Annotated in this window: 26 protein-coding genes; 3 read left to right on the top strand and 23 right to left on the bottom strand. The window is 48.2% G+C overall.

The features are described 5' to 3' along the window. Positions 1–53 precede the first annotated feature (53 nt). The 18 genes from PIL01S_RS13515 to spoIIIAA form a co-directional block, all read right to left on the bottom strand. Positions 54–959 carry a polyprenyl synthetase family protein gene (locus PIL01S_RS13515; RefSeq protein WP_127537992.1) on the bottom strand — a complete coding sequence of 302 codons (906 nt, stop codon included), beginning with the start codon at positions 957–959 and terminating at the stop codon, positions 54–56. Next, positions 952–1,209 carry an exodeoxyribonuclease VII small subunit gene (gene xseB, locus PIL01S_RS13510; protein ID WP_095290439.1) on the bottom strand — a complete coding sequence of 86 codons (258 nt, stop codon included), beginning with the start codon at positions 1,207–1,209 and terminating at the stop codon, positions 952–954. Before xseB ends, PIL01S_RS13515 begins: the two co-directional genes overlap by 8 nt. Further along, positions 1,199–2,563 (bottom strand): exodeoxyribonuclease VII large subunit, encoded by a 1,365-nt coding sequence (xseA, locus tag PIL01S_RS13505; RefSeq protein WP_095290437.1) that lies wholly within the window; start codon positions 2,561–2,563, stop codon positions 1,199–1,201. The genes xseB and xseA overlap by 11 nt, the downstream gene beginning before the upstream one ends. 8 nt (positions 2,564–2,571) lie before the next feature. Next, on the bottom strand, positions 2,572–3,429 hold the full coding sequence (gene folD, locus PIL01S_RS13500) for a bifunctional methylenetetrahydrofolate dehydrogenase/methenyltetrahydrofolate cyclohydrolase FolD (RefSeq protein ID WP_127537934.1): 858 nt from the start codon (positions 3,427–3,429) through the stop codon (positions 2,572–2,574). 46 nt (positions 3,430–3,475) lie between these two features. Beyond that, complete coding sequence (gene nusB / locus PIL01S_RS13495) at positions 3,476–3,928, bottom strand: transcription antitermination factor NusB (RefSeq protein ID WP_127537933.1); 453 nt, start codon at positions 3,926–3,928, stop codon at positions 3,476–3,478. Between the two features lie 218 nt (positions 3,929–4,146). After that, positions 4,147–4,380, bottom strand: a complete 234-nt coding sequence (locus PIL01S_RS13490) for a DUF2273 domain-containing protein (protein ID WP_095290432.1) — start codon at positions 4,378–4,380, stop codon at positions 4,147–4,149. A 14-nt stretch (positions 4,381–4,394) separates the two neighbouring features. Further along, positions 4,395–4,934 carry an alkaline shock response membrane anchor protein AmaP gene (amaP, locus tag PIL01S_RS13485; RefSeq protein ID WP_095290430.1) on the bottom strand — a complete coding sequence of 180 codons (540 nt, stop codon included), beginning with the start codon at positions 4,932–4,934 and terminating at the stop codon, positions 4,395–4,397. Positions 4,935–5,088: 154 nt separating this feature from the next. Continuing rightward, a complete protein-coding gene (locus tag PIL01S_RS13480; RefSeq protein ID WP_024630996.1) occupies positions 5,089–5,499 on the bottom strand; it encodes an Asp23/Gls24 family envelope stress response protein in 411 nt (136 codons plus the stop codon). Between the two features lie 228 nt (positions 5,500–5,727). Then, entirely contained in the window at positions 5,728–7,071 is a 1,344-nt protein-coding gene (gene accC, locus PIL01S_RS13475) for an acetyl-CoA carboxylase biotin carboxylase subunit (RefSeq protein ID WP_095359280.1), read from the bottom strand. A 56-nt stretch (positions 7,072–7,127) separates the two neighbouring features. Then, positions 7,128–7,595: an acetyl-CoA carboxylase biotin carboxyl carrier protein gene (accB, locus tag PIL01S_RS13470; protein WP_095359390.1), complete on the bottom strand. Its 468-nt coding sequence runs from the start codon at positions 7,593–7,595 to the stop codon at positions 7,128–7,130. Positions 7,596–7,733: 138 nt separating this feature from the next. Beyond that, positions 7,734–8,564, bottom strand: coding sequence for a SpoIIIAH-like family protein (locus tag PIL01S_RS13465; protein WP_127537932.1), 831 nt, complete (start codon positions 8,562–8,564; stop codon positions 7,734–7,736). A 68-nt stretch (positions 8,565–8,632) separates the two neighbouring features. Beyond that, complete coding sequence (gene spoIIIAG / locus PIL01S_RS13460) at positions 8,633–9,271, bottom strand: stage III sporulation protein AG (RefSeq protein ID WP_095290425.1); 639 nt, start codon at positions 9,269–9,271, stop codon at positions 8,633–8,635. An 18-nt stretch (positions 9,272–9,289) separates the two neighbouring features. Beyond that, positions 9,290–10,120: a stage III sporulation protein AF gene (spoIIIAF, locus tag PIL01S_RS13455; protein ID WP_127537931.1), complete on the bottom strand. Its 831-nt coding sequence runs from the start codon at positions 10,118–10,120 to the stop codon at positions 9,290–9,292. Positions 10,121–10,150: 30 nt separating this feature from the next. Continuing rightward, a complete protein-coding gene (gene spoIIIAE / locus PIL01S_RS13450; protein ID WP_174818695.1) occupies positions 10,151–11,347 on the bottom strand; it encodes a stage III sporulation protein AE in 1,197 nt (398 codons plus the stop codon). A gap of 21 nt (positions 11,348–11,368) precedes the next feature. Further along, entirely contained in the window at positions 11,369–11,758 is a 390-nt protein-coding gene (gene spoIIIAD / locus PIL01S_RS13445; RefSeq protein WP_095359283.1) for a stage III sporulation protein AD, read from the bottom strand. Between the two features lie 32 nt (positions 11,759–11,790). Further along, positions 11,791–11,994 carry a stage III sporulation protein AC gene (gene spoIIIAC, locus PIL01S_RS13440; protein WP_017687585.1) on the bottom strand — a complete coding sequence of 68 codons (204 nt, stop codon included), beginning with the start codon at positions 11,992–11,994 and terminating at the stop codon, positions 11,791–11,793. A gap of 29 nt (positions 11,995–12,023) precedes the next feature. Next, a complete protein-coding gene (gene spoIIIAB / locus PIL01S_RS13435; RefSeq protein WP_095359284.1) occupies positions 12,024–12,542 on the bottom strand; it encodes a stage III sporulation protein SpoIIIAB in 519 nt (172 codons plus the stop codon). Further along, entirely contained in the window at positions 12,535–13,539 is a 1,005-nt protein-coding gene (gene spoIIIAA / locus PIL01S_RS13430) for a stage III sporulation protein AA (protein WP_127537930.1), read from the bottom strand. Before spoIIIAA ends, spoIIIAB begins: the two co-directional genes overlap by 8 nt. Positions 13,540–13,802: 263 nt before the next feature. Here spoIIIAA and PIL01S_RS13425 point away from each other — a divergent pair, with 263 nt between their 5' ends. After that, positions 13,803–14,552, top strand: coding sequence for a 2-phosphosulfolactate phosphatase (locus PIL01S_RS13425; protein ID WP_127537929.1), 750 nt, complete (start codon positions 13,803–13,805; stop codon positions 14,550–14,552). A 74-nt stretch (positions 14,553–14,626) separates the two neighbouring features. Here the strand turns inward: PIL01S_RS13425 and PIL01S_RS13420 are convergent, their stop codons facing one another. The 5 genes from PIL01S_RS13420 to PIL01S_RS13400 form a co-directional block, all read right to left on the bottom strand. Next, on the bottom strand, positions 14,627–15,880 hold the full coding sequence (locus tag PIL01S_RS13420) for an aspartate kinase (protein WP_110759098.1): 1,254 nt from the start codon (positions 15,878–15,880) through the stop codon (positions 14,627–14,629). Positions 15,881–16,069: 189 nt separating this feature from the next. Further along, positions 16,070–16,627, bottom strand: coding sequence for an elongation factor P (gene efp, locus PIL01S_RS13415; RefSeq protein ID WP_095290413.1), 558 nt, complete (start codon positions 16,625–16,627; stop codon positions 16,070–16,072). A gap of 306 nt (positions 16,628–16,933) precedes the next feature. Further along, on the bottom strand, positions 16,934–18,007 hold the full coding sequence (locus PIL01S_RS13410; protein WP_127537928.1) for a M24 family metallopeptidase: 1,074 nt from the start codon (positions 18,005–18,007) through the stop codon (positions 16,934–16,936). Between the two features lie 39 nt (positions 18,008–18,046). Next, positions 18,047–18,490 (bottom strand): type II 3-dehydroquinate dehydratase, encoded by a 444-nt coding sequence (gene aroQ, locus PIL01S_RS13405; RefSeq protein WP_095290410.1) that lies wholly within the window; start codon positions 18,488–18,490, stop codon positions 18,047–18,049. A gap of 77 nt (positions 18,491–18,567) precedes the next feature. Next, the gene (locus PIL01S_RS13400) at positions 18,568–19,143 is read right to left on the bottom strand and encodes a YqhR family membrane protein (protein ID WP_127537927.1); all 576 of its coding nucleotides are present in this window, start codon (positions 19,141–19,143) and stop codon (positions 18,568–18,570) included. A 213-nt stretch (positions 19,144–19,356) separates the two neighbouring features. Between PIL01S_RS13400 and PIL01S_RS13395 the strand changes: the two genes are divergently transcribed. Together PIL01S_RS13395 and PIL01S_RS13390 are read left to right on the top strand one after the other, a co-directional pair. Continuing rightward, positions 19,357–20,349: a DUF1385 domain-containing protein gene (locus PIL01S_RS13395; protein ID WP_095290407.1), complete on the top strand. Its 993-nt coding sequence runs from the start codon at positions 19,357–19,359 to the stop codon at positions 20,347–20,349. 5 nt (positions 20,350–20,354) lie between these two features. Next, positions 20,355–20,699 (top strand): hypothetical protein, encoded by a 345-nt coding sequence (locus PIL01S_RS13390; RefSeq protein ID WP_127537926.1) that lies wholly within the window; start codon positions 20,355–20,357, stop codon positions 20,697–20,699. Positions 20,700–20,728: the final 29 nt, after the last annotated feature.

Below are 20,728 nucleotides of genomic sequence, written 5' to 3'. Positions count from 1 at the left end.
ACCGATCTAAATCTTACGAAACAGCCGCAGGGCAGTTTCATTTACTTTTTAGACTAATGATCTCTGCGCATTAAATAATCTGCAATCTCCATCAATCGCGATGAATCTGACAAGTCAGCTCTGCCAAGAGCCTCTTTTGCTGATTGGGTCAAGGACTTCACCTGTTCTTGAGACGCTTCCATACCTATGAAAAATGGATAAGTCACCTTTTGCTGATTTACATCACTTTGGGTTTTCTTGCCCATTTTTTGCTCATCTCCAGTCAGATCAAGGATATCGTCCTGAATCTGAAAAGCAAGACCAAGATCACGTCCGAATACACGCAGTGCATCAAGCTGTCCTTCTGTTGCACCACCAATACGGGCTCCAGCCAGCAATGAGAACACGATCAAATCACCGGTTTTATGCAAATGAATATACTGCAGTTGTTTCAGATCCGTCATCCCTTGCTCACCTTCCATATCGGCCACTTGCCCACCAACCATGCCACGGGCACCAGCCAGTTCGGAAAGATCCTCCACAATAGAAAGCAAAGCTTCTGCCGGCACACCGTTCTTGCGGCCTGCTTGCACCACACTATAGAACGCATGAGTCAACAAAGCATCCCCTGCAAGAATAGCGGTGGCTTCACCGTAAACCTTGTGATTCGTTAATTTTCCCCGACGATAGTCATCATTATCCATTGCAGGCAGGTCATCGTGGATAAGAGAATAGGTGTGTACCATTTCCACGGCGCAGGCTACCGGTAGCGCAGCTGCAGGCTGTGCTCCGAGGGCTTCCGCCGCAGCGACGACCAGAAGAGGACGGAGGCGCTTGCCTCCAGCCATAAGTGAATACTGCATCGCATCACGCAGGGATTGAGGCACATCCCAGTGAACTGGGAGAATCTCTTTTAAAGCTTCCGTAACCTCATCTGTTGTCTGTTGGAGATACTGTTCAAAGGAAGGACGACTACTCATTGCCTTCACCGCTCTCAACTTCCGAAGCTCCGAACGGCTTCTTCCGAAGTTCCCCATCTTCTTCTACGATCATTTCAATCTTGCGTTCCACTTGTTCCAGCTTGATTCCACATAACTGGGAGAGTTTCATTCCTCGCTGAAACAGATCAATGGCCTGTTCTAATGGAACATCCCCATGTTCCAGCTGAGCTACGATATCTTCAAGTGCCGCCATTGCCTCTTCAAAATTCAGTTCCGGTTCATTCGCCATGGATGTTGTCATCCTCCTTCATTCCCCAAACCTGACAGTCCAGCTGTCCGTCTGTTAATTTAATCTTAATTGAATCTCCAGGCTGCACTTCCTTCAACGATTTGATCAGTCTTTGCTCCTGCTCGTCATACACCAGACTATATCCCCGAGACATGACTTTTAGCGGGCTTAGAGCATCGAGGTGGCGCACGGAAGATTTCCATTGCTGCTGCTTCGATCTGACGATAGACCTCATCGCAAGTTCAAGCTGACGCCGCGCTGCGGCATTTTCCCGTTGAGCCGTATTCACCTGTTCGCGCGGATTAAACCGCTGCAGGGCAGCACGAAGACGCTCCTGTTTCTCCGCGGTCCATTTCATTCGTGTATCTACTGTCCTCAAAAGCCGCTGATGCAGCATGTCCAATCGTTCTGTATGCTGCATCAATGTCCGTCTTGGGTGAACAAGTACCGGCGAACGCTGTAATCTTGCAAGTCGTTCACGGTTATGTGCAGCCCGTTGACGCAGACTATGCTGTAGCTGACGCTGTCTTAGCGCAATCTGGTCAAGCAGCTCTGCACGGTTTGGCACAGCCAGTTCAGCAGCCGCTGTTGGCGTCGCAGCCCGCAGGTCTGCAGCAAAGTCTGCAATGGTAAAATCGGTTTCGTGTCCGACTGCAGAGATCACAGGGATATCTGAATCAACAATGGCTCTGGCGACCATCTCTTCATTAAAAGCCCACAGTTCCTCCAGTGATCCCCCTCCCCGGCCTACAATCAGCACGTCCGCTTCACCAAGGAGATTCAGGTTGCGAATGGCTTTTACGATTGAAGGTGCTGCGCCTTTCCCCTGAACCAGAACAGGATATAGAAGAACTTTCGCAGAAGGGTATCTGCGCTGCAATGTAATCATGATATCCCGTACCGCTGCTCCTGTAGGAGACGTAACTACACCGATCGTTTTGGGATACCGCGGAATAGCACGTTTCCTGGACGAAGAGAAAAGCCCCTCATCCTCGAGCTTCTTTTTCAATTGCTCATAAGCCAGATAGAGGCTTCCGATTCCGTCAGGCTGCATCTGAGTAGCGTAAAATTGATATTGACCGTCCCGCTCATAAACCGATACATTACCACGAGCAATAACCCTTGCACCCTCCTTTGGCACAAAGGGCAATCGCTGATTATGGGACGCGAACATAATAGCCTTAATCCGGCTGTCCTTATCCTTCAATGTAAAATACATATGGCCGCTAGAGTGATGTGTGAAGTTGGATATCTCCCCGCGCAGCCAGACGTCCGACAGGACCTGATCGGATTCCAATTTCATTCGGATATACCGATTCAGGTCTTTGATGGAGTAGATCTGCCGATCTGCCACAGATGTACCTAGGCCAATCCGTGAGCGCGTTTGGCAGCGATCAGTGTATTTTGCATCAGCATGGTGATCGTCATTGGTCCAACGCCACCCGGAACTGGAGTAATAGGACCGGAAACTTCCTTCACACTTTCAAAATCCACGTCTCCAGCCAATTTACCATTGTCCAAACGGTTCATACCCACATCGATGACTACAGCACCCGGTTTCACATAATCGGCATCCACGAAGTTTGCACGACCGATTGCTACGACCAATATGTCGGCTTGACGTGTAATTTCTTTCATGTTTGCCGTGCGTGAATGACACATTGTTACGGTTGCATTCTCACGTTGAAGCAGCAAAGATACCGGCTTGCCCACAATATTGCTGCGTCCGATCACAACAGCATGCTTACCCGACATTTCCAATCCTGTCCGCTTGATCAGTTCAATCACTCCAGCAGGTGTACATGGCAGCAAACTGTCATCACCGATCACAAGGTTACCCACATTGACCGGATGGAAACCATCCACATCTTTTTCAACCGCTATTGCATCAATAACAGCTTTCTCCTCAATATGCTTCGGTAATGGGAGCTGAACGAGAATCCCGTTGATCGAGCTCTGATTGTTCAGCTTGTCCACCAGAGCCAGCAAGTCCTCTTGGGACGTATCTGCATCCAGACGATGTACTTCGGAGTAAAAACCGAGATCGTGACAAGCTTTTTCCTTATTTCGCACATAGACCTGGGATGCCGGATCTTCCCCGACGAGCACAACAGCCAGACCAGGCACAACCCCCTGTTCGCTAAGCTGCTTCACTTCTTCAGTTATGCCTGCGCGGATCTCCTGGGACACTTCTTTACCGTTAATAATAGATGCTGTCATTGTACTCTCTCTCCCTTATGTGAACATTTAATAAGTAACTCGCTATTTAGGACAATTTCGCTTTGATCGTGTCAACTTCCTGGATCATTCGTCCAAGTACACCGTTAACGAACTTCCCGGATTCTTCTGTACCAAAATGCTTGGACAATTCAATCGCTTCGTTGACCGATACTTTCGCCGGAACGTCATCCCGAAACACCATTTCATATGCGGCCAGCCGCAAGATCTGACGGTCTACCCGAGATAGACGGCTAATTTGCCAGCCCTTGAGATAATCCACCAGCAATCCGTCGATGGCTTCCTTGTGATTCCATGTTCCTTGAACAATTTCCGTTACATAACTGCGCATTACATCTGCATCGTGAATAACGACTTCCGTTTCATTTTCCTCAGCCGCTTCGTTAATCAGCATATTTACAGCTTCAGCTGCACCCACTTCATTCATTTCCATCTGATACAGACTTTGTACCGCAATTTCCCTTGCCAAACGTCTTTTCATGTCCTGCCTCCTGCAGCGCTCATCCGAGCGTCATCATGCTTATTTTAAAATAAAAGAACCATCCACGCATCATGTTTGTGATGCTAATCGAAGTGGCTTTTACGATATGGTTATTGTTATCCCTTTTCACAAAAAAACCTGCAGTACGTTTCCTCCAAAAAACGGGCATATTAAACTAAGCTCTTTTCGGAAGAAACATATTGCAGGGTTCAGGTGGCTCACTTAAACGGACGCCAGCGCTCTCCGAGCCATTGTCCCCATTCCCTCCAGGGAATGAACAAGCCCAGCTTCGAATCGCTTCGTCTGCCTAATGTATAACCGATGAACACCAAAAGTGCAAAGAACAACATATCCCAAAACCCGGTAAACAAATAAAGAAATCCAAAAAAGATGCCGCCCACAATCCCGGTTATCCGGCCTCTGTGACTATCCCAAATCTCTCTCCACAGCATCAGTGAAACTCACCTCATTCCACTCGACTCTTGTAGTTAGGCGACTGGGTAACATTGGCAACATACACGGTTACATTCGAAACAGGGATCCCCGTAATCTCGTGTACATGATCATGTATGGCCTTTTGCAAATCCGAACTCAGCGTTGGAATTGGCGTCTCGCCATCGACCACTGCACGGATCATTATTTCCAATCCCGACTCAACCACACGAATACGTGCCTTAACATCGCGTACTCCCCGGAAGCGGGAAGTTGCTTTCAGGCAGAGATTTTCAATGGTCTCCATTGAGATCTGCACATCACCGTATTCCGTACGCTGATCTACAGATGGCAACGAAGCCCGCCCACGCCGTACCGAGATGTAAAAAAAACGCAAACTCAGGATAAACAAAATCGCAGCTGCAACAACGGCTGCAACAATGACGTTCTGTTCCTGCTGGTAATTCAATTCGTAAGGCAGTACTCCACTAATGAGTAGAATGACAACTGCCGATATTGCTCCAACGCTTATGCTGTATATAAACAACAGAAGCCGATCCAGTATTTTCGCCACGAACTGCACAGCCTCCCTTGCTCACTAACGTTGCTGTAACCTGAACATATACATATCATGTCAACACGTTCTATCCATATGTCCCAATGGAAGATGAAGACATGTCCAAGACGGGATAACCCCCGGCAGTCATGCCGGGGGAATCTGTCTTCTTTTATTTTACACGCTGACTGTTCAGGTCAATCTCTTCCACTTTTTCAGTGCTTTTGAACTGAACGTCATGAATGTGCACATTTACTTCGTTCACATTCAATCCAGTCATATTCTCAATGGAGCGTTTAACATTTTGTTGGATTTCAGTAGCCACTTGGGGAAGACGATAACCATACTCGATGATAACCGATACATCCACTGCAGCCTCGCGTTGGCCCACTTCCACTTTAACGCCCTTGGAGAGGTTTTTGCGACCAAGCAATTCAGCAAATCCGCCAGCGAAACCACCGCTCATGCCTGCTACTCCTTTAACTTCAACCGTAGCCAGCCCAGCGATTACTTCAATGACTTCAGGTGCGATCTGGATTTCACCGATATCCGTTCGTTCAAATTCTGTCGGTAGTGTACTCATAACTGTTCAACACACCTTTCGCGTAATAAGTTTGCGGCCATCCGTCAGGGCGCTGTCCTACAGGCTTGATGGCTTTGGACACCCTGCCGGCCCGGGATATTCCGGAACCCCTGCAAGCAAACTTCACCACGAAAAGTGTGGGCTTATCCCTTGCAGGAGACATGCGCTCTTATTATTACATACTATATCATTTGGGCTAGATTATGACAAACAAGCCCATTATGCTTGTTAAATCTCGTTTTCCTCGAGGAATTTAATATCAAAATCGCCCCGAATGAACGTTGGATGTTCCAGCAATTTCTGATGGAAAGGAATCGTGGTAGAGATGCCTTCAATCGCAAACTCAGCGAGTGCACGTTTCATTTTGGCAATCGCCTCTTCCCTGTTCGCACCCCACACAATCAATTTAGCGATCATGGAGTCGTAAAACGGAGAAATCGTATAGCCCGGATAAGCTGCGCTATCCACGCGGACACCTGGACCACCTGGTGCAAGATAAAAACCAATTTTACCTGGTGAAGGCATAAAATTGCGATCCGGATCTTCAGCATTGATACGGCATTCGATCGACCATCCGTTGATGACAACATCTTCCTGACGGAATGACAGCGGGTTGCCTTCAGCTACCGAGATCATTTCGCGTATCAGATCCACGCCTGTCACCATTTCGGTAACAGGATGTTCCACTTGAATACGCGTATTCATTTCCATGAAATAGAATTCTCCGTTAGGGCTGAGCAAAAACTCAAGTGTTCCTGCACCGGAATAATCCACAGCCAGTGCTGCACGAACCGCAGCCTCGCCCATCCGTGTACGTACTTCCTCATTCAGCACTGGACAAGGTGCTTCTTCCACCAGCTTCTGACGACGGCGTTGAACAGAACAATCACGCTCGCCAAGGTGTACTGCGTTCCCATGCTTGTCGGCAATGATCTGAATCTCGACGTGTTTCATGCCTGTCAGGAATTTCTCCAGGTACACCCCGCCGTTGCCAAAAGCCTTTTGCGCTTCCTGCTGAGCAGCCGTAATCTGTTTGATCAGGGCTTCTTCATCTTCCGCGATACGAATCCCCTTACCTCCGCCACCTGCAGTAGCTTTGATAATAACAGGGTAGCCGATATCCCGGCCAAGCATGATCGCTTCTTCCATGCTTTCGACAAGACCGTCGGATCCCGGAATAACAGGAACGCCCGCGTCCTTCATCGTTTGCTTCGCGACAGCTTTGTCACCCATCTTGGTTATGGCTTCAGGGGAAGGACCGATAAAGGTGATGTTGCAGGAATCACAAATTTCAGCAAAATCGGCATTCTCCGCAAGGAATCCATAACCAGGGTGTATTGCGTCACATTCCGTCAATGTCGCCACACTCATCAGGTTGGTGAAATTGAGATAGCTGTCTTTGGACAACGTAGGCCCAATACAATAGGCTTCGTCTGCAAGACGTACATGCAGAGAATCCTTGTCCGCTTCCGAATAAACCGCAACTGTCGAAATACCGAGCTCACGACAGGCACGAATAATGCGTACCGCGATCTCTCCACGGTTCGCAATCAGTATTTTTTGAAATTTCATTTCGTTATTGTCCTCCTTCGAAGCTAAAGCGGTTGCCGCTCCCCGGCGATTTACCGTTATTCCGGTTTAACCAGGAACAGGGGCTGTCCATACTCGACCAGCTGTCCGTTCTCAACCAGCACTTCAACGATTTCTCCCTTGATGTCGGCATCAAGCTCGTTCATCAGCTTCATCGCTTCAATGATACATACCGTTGTTTTATCAACAACCTTATCACCAACGCTTACAAAAGGACCCGCTTCCGGTGAGGAAGCTCTGTAAAAAGTACCCACCATCGGGGATACAATTTTATGTAAATGGCTTGTAGTATCCACTTGCGGAGCAGCTTCTGTTACGACTGCAGCAGGTTGTTGTGCCTGCGGAGCAGCAATGACTTGCGGTTGAACCGCAGCTGCCTGAACGTATTCGGTTTTACCCGGTTTGCGGATCGACAGACGTGATCCTTCATTTTCAATTTCCAACTCCTGAACGGAACTTTCATCTACCAGTTTGATCAGTTCTTTGATCTCACTCAATTTAAACATTTCCATTATTCACTCCTTCGGCATCATGCCAGTCTCACTAGGACGGTCATATGGCTTTATGTATTATATCATAATCGTTAAAAATGGAAAGAGCCCGAGACTTTAACAAGCTCCCGGGGCACTTCTCCATGGATCAGATTACTGTTCTGTCACGTATTGCACGCTGATTCTGTTTTGTGTAACGGCGAGCTCTTTCATGACTAAGTCCACGATAGAAACTGCCTGCTTAACGTCCAGTTTATCACTAAGCACGACTACTTTATACTTGTCAGCATCTTCTTGTACGATCGCATTGGCGAACTGTTGGGACAGCGTTTCTTCAATGCCGTTAATTTTGGCTTCTTTTTCCTCCAATGCACGGAGCTCTTCAGTCGCTTTCGCATTTTCCTCTGGGGTTTTGCTCAGATCGCCGGCAATGGTCATAAGTTCCTCATACTTGCGATTGTTGCTCTCTTCACGCTGCCATTGATAATTTTGGAACTGACTGCTTGCGGATGCCGCCGTATTTTGTTCTTCCATCTCCTTCAGTACTTCTTCATCCGTTTTGGTTGCATTTCCCTCAGTTTGACTGCTGGCATCAGGTGTAGCGGTTGTTCCTTTATCTGCTTCTTCATTCGATTCAGCCTTGTTCTCACCTGACTCTGCTGCTGGAGTTTGCTCTGTTTCAGCAGCCTGCTGTCCTTCTGCAGCCGCAGGATTCTCCGTTTCCTCGGAAGCTGGCTGGCCAGCAGGATCAGAACCGGTTACTTCACCTTCGTTCACAACTTCATTGACAACCAAACCTTCTGTAGGATCAAGAATGCCGGCTGTCTCTTTGACTTCCCCCTGATTGATACCATCCACTTGCTGGCTTTCCGCCACTGGGGCATTAACTGGACCAGAGTCCTCTGTGAACAGATAATATGCGGACAAAATGACCATCAGACTCAGCATAGAAACGAGCCATACCGTTTGGCGTTTGTTATTCATTAGAACTTCCTCCTCAAATTAGCTTGATTCGCATAATAACTGGGCCATTCCACTTGGATTGCGCTTGACTAGTCCTGCTTACGCGGCACGACCGATATTCGGTATGCAGCGACATTCAGTCCTTTTTCCACGGCATCGGTTATCAAATCCTTCACGACCTTGTTTTCGGCGCCTTTGGCAACGACGAGCACCCCCCTGATCTGTGGTTTGAGCTTTTTCGTAACAATCGGTGTCTGATCCCCTGAAATTTCATAAGTAATGATCTCGCCATCGCGGGTATATTGGGTCATGTGCCTCTTGCCTCCGTTTGCATCCGTCTCCTCGGTCAACTGCTGCGAATCTTTTACGTTTCGTTGCACGACCAATTCCTCGGTGGAGTCGACAGTGACCATGACATCCACCGTTCCTACACCAACGATGTTTTCAAGTACACCCTTGATCTTGTCTTCAAATGCGAATTCTATGGCCTGAAACGGATTTTGATCTGCCGGATCAGTTGGTAAAGACGCCATCGATGCTACCGGATCCGGGGGTTCTCGTCCGATGTTCTCGGAATCAATCTTTTTCACATTGACGAAGGAGTTAAACAGCATAATTCCTACTCCGATCAGGCCCAGAATGATGAGCCAGCGGAACGTCTGGCTTCGTCTGGCTCCGCCTTCGCCTCCACCGAGCAGGCCTTCAATCTTTTTAAGCCATTGCTTCATCGGATACCCTCCTTTTTTTTACAACGCCTGAGCGCTTTTCTGTTCCTTCACCTGTACGTTGGTGGCATCAATATCCCACTTTTCGGTGAGCAGTGTAATAATTTGCACAGCTTGCTCGGAGCGGGACGTCCCCTGTTCTTTTTGATCATTGCCTCCAGAAGCTCCATTCACAGGCTCGGATACGGTCCCATTGGGTTCATCAACATTCTCTTTGCCCACCTCAATCTGTACTTCAGGCACCTGTACCTGTCCAATCTCGATTGGCTTCGGAGATGAAGCTGCTTCAGAAGAATCCCCAGCTTGTTCAGCTCCAAACACCGGACTGGAGTTTACCGCTGTACCTTGCTGTTCAGCATCATTTCGCTTCCCGCTCCCAGGAGGGGACATTTGCACGATGACACTTTTAATCACGGGCAGATCCCCTGCGGGAGAAGCCTCTGTATCGGCCTGGCGTTTGGACATGACCAACTGGACTTCAACGGATTGAACCCGTTCTCCAGTCGTTTCCTCGATCTGCCCCTTCATCACACTCGCGAGTTCCCGTGCCGTCCACTGCAGGGATTGTTCCTGCTCATTCGATTGCAGCTGCCTGCCTTGAGCCAAGATCTGTTCCAGTGTGACATTCCCATCCGATGGTGATTCCATGGCTGTCATGGCCCGCTTCAGTTCACCAACCGGATCACTCCGCAGCAGCTTGGTAATGGGAGACAGGAGTGTTAGGAGGATAAGGAGGCTCAGCACAAGCTTGACGTAACGCTCCATGGAGCGGTTGGGTAACAGCATATCCACGAATGTTGCCAGCAGCACGATCATGATCAATTCCCGGAGCCAAGTGCTCAGCCACCCCATCCTTCCAGCTCCTTTCCCGAGATCACCTTCTCATCTCATCATGATTGTCAGGTTGCCCGCAGTAAGCAGTATCGTAATTGCCAGAAAAAACATCAATCCCACGGCAGCCAGAGCTGCGAAGACATAGATCATCGATTTCCCTATGGCTTGCAGGCAACCAACGATCGGCGTATCTCCTAACGGCTGCATGATTGCTCCCGTAATGTTGTAGATAAGGGCAAGTGTCAATATTTTCAGCGCAGGAAACGCACATAAAAACAGAATGATAATGACACCCGTTAGGCCAATGGCGTTTTTGACCAGCATGGAAGCCGTGATAACGGTGTCTGTTGCATCTGCAAATGTTCTTCCCACAATGGGGACAAAATTGCCTGCGATATACTTGGCGGCTTTGAGGCTTACGCCATCTGCAACGGAGCTTGAAGCCCCCTGTACTGAGATAACCCCGAGAAACATCGTCAGCAGAATGCCGAGTAATGCAATGCTAATGTTGCGAAGCAGATCTGCCAGTTGAGTCAGCTTATATTTGTCTGATATTGAACTGACAAGGTGCAGTACAGCCGAGAAAAATAATAGCGGAAATACAACGATGTGAATCAGCGTGCTGACCAGATGGATCATGAAAATGATCAGCGGATGCGTAACAGAAACGGTAATGATGTTACCCATGGAGGCCAGGAGCGTGAATAGCAAAGGCACCATAGCCATCATAAAGTTGACCATACCTTCAATGGCTTCCTTGGCATATCCAATGGCTACGCTGAAGCTGTTAATCGCAATGACGATGATGACCATGTAACAGAGGGAGTAGGCGATTTTACTTATGTTGTTTTTCTCAAATGCGGTCTGCAGTGTTTCCAAAATCATGCTCAGCACACTCAGCATCACGATGGTGACGAGCAGTTTGCCGTTATATAAAATCTCATGCAGCATGAAAGTCCCAATGGCCACAAACACTGATTTTAGACTGAATCCCTCATTCCCCGGGATAAGCATATCCATGAAAGAAGGGGTCTTCCCATCCGGAAAAAAGCCACCATATTGCTGCATGAGCTGATCCCAATATTTCTCCACTTGATCCTTGGGAAGCTGATCGGCCTGCTGCTGCATCCATTCATCCGAGGGTGAGCTTGAGCCTGCTGCAACCTGTCCCATTATGGCAAACAGAAAACACAGCACCAGCACAATTGTAAGACGCCATCGCTGCTTGTCTTGCATCATGTTCATTTGCTGTATGCACGCCTCCTTCTAGACCGGCATCAGCTTCATGACGGTTTCAATAATAATGCTGATGATCGGAATAGCGAGTACGAGGATCAATACCTTACCGGCAAGTTCAATCTTGGAAGCGATGCTCTCCTGCCCGGCATCCCTTACAATCTGAGCACCGAATTCGGCAATGTATGCTATACCAATAATTTTCAACACCGTTTTCAGATAGATATTTTCCATGCCTGAATTTTCGGCCAGCCGCTTCAGCACCTCAATCACAGCGCCAATCTTGCCAATGAGCAGCATGAAAATCACAATGCCTGTCGCAGCCGCAATCAGAAAGGCAAACATCGGCTTCTGTTCCTTAACGATGAGAATAAGAACTGTTGCAATCAGGGCTAGACCCACGACTTGGATAATTTCCACAGGTCACCACCATCCCGGCTTCATGACCGTTTTCATTGAAACAGAAAGATCGATTTGATCTCTTGCAGCAGGCTGTCCAGCATGCGAACAACCATGAACAATACAACGACAAATCCGATCACGGTCACCCAGTGCGCCATATCTTCCTTTCCCATTTGTTTCAGCACCGTATGAATCATCGCAATGATGATTCCGATGCCCGCAATTTGGAAAATTGCGTTCACTTCTAGATTCATGACCTTGGCACCTCACTATCGCGGCAATTTCAAAAGATCAGAATGACGATTAACGCTCCGACAAGCATCCCGAGACTGCGGCTCATCCGTTCGTATTTCATTTGATCGGCTTGAGCACGGGATTCCTCATGCATAAGTTGTTGAATGGCTAGCGAAATGTGTTTGGTCTGATCCTGACGGTCGCTGGTGCCAAGGCTGTAGCTTAATTGCAGCATGACTTCCCTCTCATCTGCTTTCATCGCTGATTTTCCCCATGCTTGTTCAATTCCGGACTGCAGACTCTCTCGTGCCGTGTGACCCAGCGGAGGCTCCATTTGCTTGGCTGCATGAAGAAATAGGGTTTTGACAGGCTCTCTGGTTTGAACTCCCATTTTCCCCATCGCATCGGGAAGCGGGGTCAGTCCGTAGTTGATCTCCGTCATCAACCGCTGCAGGGCAGCAATCAATTCTCGCAGCTGTCTAGGTCTGAGCGCATACTGTTTGGCACGGTAGAAACCCGCGAGTGTGCTGGCAAGCAGAATCATTACAGCACCCAGCATGTTAACCAAAGGCTTCACCTCCTGCCTCGGTCTGCTGAAGACCTCGCATTTTGCCATCGGCCACCTTGAAGCTCATGCCTCGGCTCGTCCGCTGCAGCTGAACATAACGCTGAAACATCTGTGCTGCGATTAAGGTGCGCAATGCAGGCCTGGAAGACAGCTCGGACAGATCCCGGCCGTGGGCAGTTGCAATAACCGAAACACCGGAATGCAGTGCCTCCATCACAGCTTCTGCATCTTCCGGACGGCCGATCTCGTCCACGATAAGCACGTCTGGCGACATGGAACGAAGCATCATCATCATGCCTTCCGCCTTGGGACAACCATCCATGACATCGGTTCGGGGACCGATGTCAAACCCGGGTACACCTTTATAACTTCCGGCGATCTCGGATCGCTCATCCACAATGCCAACCTTAAGACGTGGCCTTAGCCCCTGAATCAGCTCACTGACACCTGTTAGCTTGGTTCCACTACTGATTTGTCTGGCCAAATCTCGCAGCAACGTCGTTTTCCCTTGCTGAGGCGGTGAGAGTATCAACGTGTGGAATACCTGTCCGCTCTTCAGATCCAACAGATGGGGCAGGATTCGATCAGCTACCCCATGTACTTCCCGAGCTACCCTGACGTTGAAACCATTAATATCACGCAAATATTCCACTCGGCCGCCGCTTAGCACCGTTCTGCCGGCCAATCCAATTCGGTGGCCTCCCGGAATGGTGATGAATCCTTTGCGCAGCTCTTCTTCCAGCGTATAGAGCGAATGATTGCTGATCAGATCCAGAAGCCGGTGTGTTACCTCTTTTTGAGGAATATAAGCTTCTTCAGGCTTCGCTGTCGTGCTGCCTTGTGCGGTAAGGAAGTGATAGGCGTTCCCAGCATTGATCTCGAGCGGCCTTCCTTCGCGGATACGTACTTCCTCCACTTGTTCCAATATAGCGGGCGGCATCCTTCCCAGAATGGTTCGAATCGGTTCCGGAAAGAGATCCTTCCAGTTCACCTTCATGAATAGGACCCTCCAACCTAAAATCGTATTTACCGCGTATCAGGTGCTTGTTCCTATCTCAAGTCTATGCCTGTACATTCAATTTATGACGCTGAAATCTAGCATTTCTTTCAGAACAGGCCTGAGAGTCAAATATCATAGATCCAGCTTCTTCTAGGCACCCGTCTATATCATCATGCATATAGTGCTTGCAGACATGTGAAATCCATTCCGGATGGAAGACAGTACCATCTATCCCCAATTGAAGAGAGGAGTTGTGGGGAGTGCAAGTCGACGTGGTAGGCAATGTGAATGAAGTTCGAAGAATCGATATCGCAGGGCGAAGTGCCGTTGTAATCGACGTGCTGCGTACAACAAGTACAATCGTTACAGCCTTGGCCTATGATGCTGCGGGTGTCATCGCGGTGGAGACCGTTCCTCAAGCCAAACAGATGACTGTTAAAGATTCGATTCGCGGAGGGGAGCGTTTCAACAAAAAAATCGCTGGATTCGAGGTGGGCAATTCCCCCTATGAATATATGACGCAGGAGATCGCGGGTAAAACCGTGATCCTGACCACTACCGATGGGACACGTGCGCTGATCAAAGCTTCCAGGGCAAAACATGTGCTGGCGGGTTCATTTCTGAACGTGCAGGCTGTTGCAGCTGCTCTCTGCCTGCTCCGAAGAGACGTTCTGTTGTTATGTGCAGGAGATCAGGATGAATTCGCACTGGAAGATGGATTGTGTGCAGGATGCATTATTGAAGAGCTGTACCGTCAGTCCCATTACCCTATCAGGCTGAACGATCTTGGCAAGGTACTGCATCAGGCGGTTACCCAGTGCGAGGACACTTTACCGGATCTTGTCCGTGTATCTACAGGTGCAAGGCGGCTTGACAAATTGGGCAGGATGCATGACGTCACCTACTGCTCCCAGTTAAACGTGCTCGACTGTGTACCAGAGATGAGAGAAGATCATCGTATGGAATTGTTTCGGGGCTTGGAGGGAGAAAGGATATCCAAATTACTGTGAAGCAAAAAAAAGGTGTTCTGTCGCCTGGGTGGCGATACAGAACACCTTTTGTTCATTTATACATAGGCATCAAATTATCTGCGAACTTGTGGACCTCCCACGACAGCCTGTTCTGCCGTGTCGAGATCATACGCTGTGTGCAGTGCTTTGATCACATCATGAAGTTTGTCACCATCGATGACGCAAGATACCTTAATTTCGGATGTGCTGACCATTTTGATGCTCACACCTTGAGAAGAGATCACTTGGAACATTTTAGCTGCAACTCCTGGATGGCTGACCATGCCAGCACCCACGATTGATACTTTAACCAAATTATCTTCCGATGTGACTTCACGGTATGGCAAACGGCTGTGAAGGCCCTCTAGGACACGCAGCGCGTTCTCGCGATCAGACAGTGCCACCGAGAATGAGAAGTCTGCTTTACCGTCCATCACACCACTTTGTACGATAATATCGACATCAATCTGTTCAGATGCAAGTGCACCAAACACCTCGGCAAGAACTCCCGGTACGTCGGGAACTCCCAAAATACTGATACGAGCCACATTTTTGTCATAGGCAATTCCGCTTACCACGACGCCTTGTTCCATTGCTGCTTCCTCCTTCACAACCGTTCCTTCATTATGGTTAAAGCTGGATCTTACAATCAAAGGCACACCGGAATGCTTCGCGTATTCAACCGCACGCGGGTGCAGCACTGCGGCCCCTAGGTTTGCAAGTTCCAACATTTCGTCATACGAAATTTCCTTAAGCTTGCGTGCGACTTTGACAATCCGGGGATCTGTCGAATAGATTCCGTCTACATCCGTATAGATCTCACACGCATCCGCCTTGATGGCTGCTGCCAGCGCTACTGCCGTTGTATCCGATCCACCGCGACCAAGTGTTGTAATTTCTCCATCTTCGGTCATGCCCTGGAATCCTGCAACGATTACAATATTGCCGTCCGCAAGCGCTTCATTCACACGTTCCGGATGGATATTATTAATTCTTGCTTTTCCATGTACCGGTTCAGTACGGAAGCCTGCTTGCCATCCGGTAAACGAAATTGCCTTACGTCCCAGTGCCTGAATGGCCATGGATAATAGCGAAATCGAGATCTGCTCTCCTGTGGTCAGCAGCATATCCATTTCCCGCGCAGGCAATTCACTGTTCAGCAGCTTCGCCTGATCAATCAGATCATCTGTCGTGTCTCCCATAGCCGAAACCACAACCACACACTGATGTCCTTCATCAGCTTTCTCTACAACACGTCCGGCTACACGCTTCATGCGTTCCGTATCTCCGACCGAGCTGCCCCCAAACTTCATGACGTACAATGACAACGCAAATCCACTCCCTACCTTGTGCAGTATGCATAATTATGTCCATCGCCATTATTCTCTCCGAAAAATGACTTTAACCCAGTATATTACGAAAGTGACTGATAGGCTAATCTTTTTTCGAAAAAACCCTCTGCCAAATCATTGGCAAAGGGTTGAAATCATTGTGTATTTTGCTTACACCCGTGAAAGTTACGCGCGGGAAGAGTATTTACCTTCACGTGTATCGATCAACAGCACATCGCCTTCGTTGATGAACAATGGCACTTGTACGTTCAGGCCAGTTTCCACTTTAGCGTTTTTGGTAGCACCTTGAGCAGTGTTACCTTTTACGCTTGGCTCAGTCTCGATAACTTTCAACTCTACGCTTGTCGGCAGGTCAATACCGAGGATCTCACCTTGGTAGCTAACGATTTTTACGTTCATGTTTTCTTTCAGGAAGTTCAATTCCCATTCCAGTTGGTCGCTTGTCAATGTGAACTGATCGTATGTTTCGTTGTCCATGAACGTGTGCTCTGTGCCACTTGCATACAGGTAAGATACGCCACGGTTTTCGATGATCGCACGGCCAATCGTTTCACCTGCACGGAATGTACGCTCAACGGTGTTACCGTTACGCAGGTTTTTCAATTTGGAACGTACGAAGGCAGCGCCTTTACCTGGTTTAACGTGTTGGAAGTCAAGTACAGTGAAGATATCTCCATCCACTTGTACGGTCAAGCCTGTTTTAAAATCGTTTACTGAAATCACGAAAAATCCCTCCTGATATGGTTGAAAAGTAGGCGATATAAGACGATGGTTATTTTAAAGTCGGACATCTGACTCATGACAACCTGCAAGGTGACCGTTACGGCTACGGATCGTTCTTCCGATCGCTGTTGTCTCCCCCTTTTTCTGAATATACTTCATAAATGGGAAAATGGGGAGACAAAGGCGAACGCTAACGCTTCTCCAGAATCGATTCCGTCTCCTTCACTACATTGCTTGTTGCCCATGCTTCAGAGGAAAACCCAACTAAAAAATAAAAATCGTATTATATCGCTAGTGGCTAGAATGTTAGCCGATAACGGTGAACTTCTTGTCCGACTTCGTTAAGATATGAATGCCTGTTTCCGTGATAACCACGTCATCCTCAATACGCACGCCGCCAAGTCCATCAATGTAGATTCCCGGTTCAACGGTTACAACCATGCCCGGTTTCAACACATCGTCACTTAGTTTGGACAGGCGCGGAGCTTCGTGAACTTCCATACCCAAGCCGTGGCCTGTGCTGTGTCCGAATTGATCTCCATATCCGTATCCTGCAATGATATCACGTGCCAGCGCATCTGCTTCCCGTCCGGTCATGCCCGGTTTCAGGTTTTCAAGCGTATGTAACTGGGCTTCCAGTACAATATCATAAATTTTACGCAGCTCTGGTACAGGTGTACCCGTTGCAATCGTGCGTGTCAGATCTGAACAGTATCCGTCAAGCAATGCACCAAAGTCAAATGTAATTAGCTCATTTTGTCCGATGACCTTGCTGCTCGCTACGCCATGCGGCATTGCGGAACGTTCACCCGAAGCTACAATGGTGTCGAAGGAAGAGGATGTCGCTCCATGCTTGCGCATGAAAAACTCCATTTCCAAATCCACTTCACGCTCAGTCATGCCCGGTTTGGCAAACTGCAAAACGTGGCTAAACGTAGCATCGGCCAGATCAGCAGCTTTTTGCATTACAGCGATTTCATCCTCATCCTTGAAGATGCGAAGTTGTTCCACGATGCCGGATACAGCTTTCAATTCAATGGATTGAAGTGCTTCAGCATAAGCGGAGTGCGTGCCAAATGTGACCGTATCCTGCTCGAAGCCAACCTCTTTGATGTTTGCTGATGCCAGCAGTTCCCGCACCGATTCCATCGGTTTTGGTCCATGCTCCACAACGGTAAATCCTTTTGCTTGCTGCGGTGCCTGTGTCATATAACGAAAATCAGTCAGCAGATAGGCTTCCTGTTCCGTAATCAGCACATATCCCGCTGACCCTGTAAAGCCCGTCATGTAACGACGGTTGATCGGGTTCGTAATCAGCATTGCGGTGAGTTCGCGCTCACGCATGGCCTCCCGCAACTTATTTACTCGTTTGTTTTCCATCGGTAACCCTTCTTTCTCTCACATTCCCGGGTCCCCGGCTCAGGTTTGTTTGTCCAGATGACGCACGAGAGCCAGCAGCCCCAGTTCATAGCTTACTTCGCCAAATCCGGCAATCTGCCCGATTGTTTCTGCAGCAATCACTGAATGATGTCTGAAAGCTTCGCGTGCATGAATGTTGGATAGATGTACTTCCACGGTAGGCACTTTGACTGCATTAATCGCATCACGTATAGCATAACTGTAATGTGTGAACGCTCCGGCATTCAGCATGATTCCGTCTGCATCGTCCATCGCAGCATGAATACGATCAATGATGTCTCCTTCGTGGTTGGATTGATAAAAAGCGATGGAGACGCCAAGCTCCTCAGCCTGTCTGCGAATCTTGTCTTCAATATCCTTCAGACTAAGCGTTCCATAGATGCCAGGTTCACGTATACCGAGCATGTTCAGGTTCGGGCCATTGATCACAACAATCCGTTTCATAGCTGCTCCATCCTTTCTGCAAATAACCATCTGCTATTTTAACACAGCCATTGCCGGATTGAGAAGCTTTTTTGCGGCTATGCTCCCGCTTTCTCGGGCTCGCGTTTCCGTTCGTCCGTGTACTCCATGGCTACGGTATAGCCGATGAACAGCCCCCACAGCAAAAAGAAGCAAAACTCAGTGATAATGGAATCCCAAGTCAGACGGTTTATCGGCTTCACCATGTCCAGTTTGGGGCCAACCAGTACAAAGATGATAAGCCACCAAACGATCCCGTAACCAATACCGGGCAAGGGGCCTTTCCATTTTCTCAGAGTATATGTGTAAATTAGTGCAGCCACAATGGAGAACACAATGAAAAACAGCCAGCCTGTCAGATGCCCTGCAGCGGTATAGATGTACTCATGTTTGAAAAAGGGCTCCGCCAAAAAGCCTAACGGGACGATACTGAAGTGAAGCAGGTAGTTTAGCCAATGTATCCCTCCCCAAATAAAGCCTGCAAAGAAACCAAGCTCCACTGCAAAAGAAAACGGTTTGGTATAATAATGCTGCCCCTGGCGCTGCTTGGAGCGTCTGCCCTGATTCGCCTGAATTTCCGCATCCCCATGCTTTGTATCCACATGAGAAGCGTGTCTATCCGTATATTCTGCCATCGATATTCTCCTTTGCCTCAGTCATCTGTGTCTAAATAAAACCAGATTTCGATCATTCTCTACCGGGTAGTATGTTCAGAACAGGACAAACTTAACAACAACATCTCAAGGTTTGTCCCTGAAACTAGAAATCGGTCTCAAAATTCGATACAATAGGGGTATCAAACTACCTTTGAACCTGAGGGTATAGAACAGAATAGGAAGGTGAATAATTTGCCTCAACAATCCAAGCCTGTCAGCTACGGGGGGCAAGCTGTCATTGAAGGCGTAATGTTTGGCGGTAAACATGTCAACGTTACAGCTGTTCGAAGAAAAGACGGCGAAATTACGTATCTGGAAGTTCCCAAGCAAGACAAGACCTGGGTCATGAAATTGCGGCGGATTCCGTTACTGCGCGGGATTGTCAGCATTATAGATTCAAGTGTCAAAGGAAGCAAACATCTTAATTATTCTGCTGACGCTTATGCTGATGATGAACTCGAACCTGAAGAGAAGGCGAAACAAAAAGAAAAAGAAGGTTCCGGTTGGAGCCTTAGCATGATTATTGGTGTTACCGCGGTAGCCATTCTATCATTCCTTTTTGGTAAAATTGTGCTCACGCTGCTTCCTGTCGTCATTGAGAATTTTTTGTTTAAAAATGCATTCGACAATCAGTTTTTGCATAATTTACTGGAAGGCGGCATTAAGCTGATTCTGCTTCTTGCTTACCTGTGGTTGATCTCACAGACGCCAATGATTAAACGATTATTCCAATACCACGGAGCTGAGCATAAGGTCATTAGTGCTCATGAAGCCGGTGAGGAACTTACACCTGAGAATGTTCAGAAATACAGTAGACTGCACTACCGCTGTGGGAGCAGCTTTATCATGCTGACGGTGATTATCGGTGTTTTCCTGTATTCCCTTTTCACCTACGACAACCTCTGGGAACGGATGGGACAGCGCTTGCTGTTACTGCCTGTTGTCCTCGGGATTTCATTCGAACTATTGAAGCTCACCAACTCGGTGCGTGACATTCCCGTACTGCGTTACCTCGGATATCCTGGACTTTGGCTGCAATTGCTAACTACCAAAGAGCCAACCAACGAACAGGTGGAAGTGTCCATCGCTTCATTTAACCGCATGCGTGAACTGGATGCCAAGCTTGCCAATGTATCAGCTACGTCCGAAGTACCTGTTGCAACACTCGATCCTGTGAAAGGGTGATTGATATGAACAAGCAGGCGGTCATGACTATCGTTTTTTGGGCAGCCATTGCTCTTGCTGCATTTGGAATAATAAGCACACTGGGAGACAGAGGTATTCTCGGGTTGATTATTCCTGTTGTCGTTCTTGGGGCTATATTCCTGCTTTATAAGTTCCCACCGGGGCGTTGGGCACGTAAAACCAAGCCCAAGATCAAACCTTCGGCACGCACCATGGCTAAGATGAAGGCTCAATCCGGGTCCGGAGCAAGAAAAAGCAGCGGTTCCTCCAAAAAACGGAAAGATTATCCCTTTCATGTCATTCAAGGAAATAAGGGAAAAAGCGATGACGATATTCCCAAGTTTCACTAGTTTTTATATGCAAAGTAAAAAGCACTGCT

This window comes from Paenibacillus illinoisensis NBRC 15959, assembly GCF_004000925.1.
Taxonomy (GTDB): Bacteria; Bacillota; Bacilli; order Paenibacillales; family Paenibacillaceae; genus Paenibacillus; species Paenibacillus illinoisensis.
This window is presented reverse-complemented; position numbering and strand designations above follow the sequence as displayed.